Genomic DNA, 1978 nt, shown 5'->3' on the forward strand with positions numbered 1-1978 from the left:
ATTCCTCATTTCGTTATTTTTTTGTATTAAATTCTCTAATTTCTTCTTAAACTATCCTGCTTTGTTTATTCAATAAGAAATTCAGCAAATAAGCCGTTAATCCTTCATGGATCAACGCACCTCTTTGCTGAATAAAAGAATTTATTTTGTAGTTACTCTTAGCCAGATTTTGTTCCAATAACAATTGTTGCATTCAATTCCTCATCTCTAACTATTTTGGTAATAAGTCCAGCTTTAACAAAGATTTCAAAGGTTTGGGCTCCTTGCATTTCGCTCGTCTCTATCAATAGGTGCCCCCCAGAAGCAAGCCAGCAGAGAGCCTTTTCCGCTACCTTACGATGAAGGTCTAGTCCATCCTTTCCTCCGTCAAGTGCCACTTTTGGTTCATATAAACGTGCCTCTCGTGGAAGGAGTTCTACTGAGTCAGTAGGAACGTACGGTGCGTTAGCCACTATGATGTTCACTTGACCTCTCAATGAGTGGGGTAATGCAGCATATAAGTCACCTTGATAAACCTGACCACCAATCTTTGTTATGTTAGTGGAAGCACATCGTACAGCAACGAGATCTATATCAACGGAATGTAATAAAATCTTTTTACGAACAGTTGCAATTGCAGCACCAACCGCACCAGACCCACAACATAAATCCAAAACAACATCATATGGGCGAGTTAAAACTTTTGCTTGCTGAACAAGAAACTCCGTGCGTCTACGTGGTATAAAAACTCCCTGTTCGATTTCTATCCGTATACCACAAAACTTTGTAAAACCAAGCACGTATTCAAGCGGAAAACCACTTACTCGTTTTTCTATCAAATTCAATAGTTCCTCAATACTTTTAGCCTCAGCGATAAGTAATTGTGTTTCTTCTTCAGCAAAGACACAACCCGCGCTCCGTAGTCGGTTGATTAAACTTTTTTCAGTTTTACTATCTAGAAATATATTCATTTTTTGTCCTATGAGTTTCACCGCTTCCTTAATCACAATTTAATTACCTTTTTTATTCTAGAAATAATATATATGTCCTTCTTAACTCTGATCAAAGCACCCAATTGTTGAAATATATTTGCCTATGTACACTGCTGCATTCGTCAGTAAGTTTCAAAGTCCGACACTTTGTAAAAATAAAGTCAAATCCTGCGCTTTCCCGAGAAATAATTTCCTCAATATGCTGTCGTTCAACAGAAGTATTTTCACTATTACAAAGAGTGAATTCTGTCAAATAGATCCTATAGTAGAAGATAACGACTGAATATAACCACAAATAACACCAGAATTACATAAGCCTCAATCCAATCCTTTTTGCCTGTAGTGACCCTCTTTTTTCTGTTATACCAAAATATTTTTAAAAGCATATTAACTAAAAGTAGAATCAATATAATTAAAAAGAACAGATACATTTGTTTAACAGTAGCGGCACGATTCTCGTTAACAATGAATATTATCAAAATATAGATGAAAGTTAGAGCCGTTTTTATTTTTCGGTATTTATTAGCGTTAAATAAGAATTCAATTAATCTATCCATTACTAAAACTTCTCACTTCCTTTCCGTTTACTCCAGTTTTATTAACTATTAATTTTTTATAATATGAGTTAGCAGGCTGTTTTATCATATATATTAATTTCTTCAAAAAATGGATTAACCCTTCCAACACTTAAAGGTTAAACGTACTGATCAAAAATAAGAGTCAATGAAAGAAAGCCCCCTCACATACCTGAGAACTCACTTTAATTAACATATATCATATCTGGAAAATACCAATTAAAATGGCCGTCCCCTTCCTTTTGCCTTAACACTTTAAAGCGGTGGGGGTCAGACCCCCACCGCTTTAAAGTGCTAAAATATATACATTTATGATTTTTCTGCCATTTTCACTGTTGTCCGGTATAGCAGCTCGGTTCCTAAGGATATGTCGTCAATGGTGGAGAATTCTGCTGGATTGTGACTGATTCCGTCTTTGCAGCGGACGAAGAT

1 protein-coding gene and 1 pseudogene are annotated in these 1978 nt (G+C 35.7%); both read right to left on the reverse strand.

What is annotated here, in order from left to right; all coding sequences use genetic code 11:
- Nucleotides 1-158 precede the first annotated feature (158 nt).
- Complete coding sequence (locus WB217_RS05955) at nt 159-950, reverse strand: putative protein N(5)-glutamine methyltransferase (RefSeq protein WP_423991582.1); 792 nt, start codon at nt 948-950, stop codon at nt 159-161.
- Between the two features lie 905 nt (nt 951-1855).
- Nucleotides 1856-1978 (reverse strand): annotated as a pseudogene (locus WB217_RS05960) (Zn-dependent hydrolase); the annotation flags it as partial.

It is taken from the genome of Mesobacillus sp. (assembly GCF_049588175.1).
GTDB lineage: Bacteria > Bacillota > Bacilli > Bacillales > Cytobacillaceae > Mesobacillus.

Bases quoted from the DNA above. Each gene is read 5' to 3' on its own strand.
- WB217_RS05955 (WP_423991582.1), bottom strand. From the start codon at position 950: ATGAATATATTTCTAGATAGTAAAACTGAAAAAAGTTTAATCAACCGA.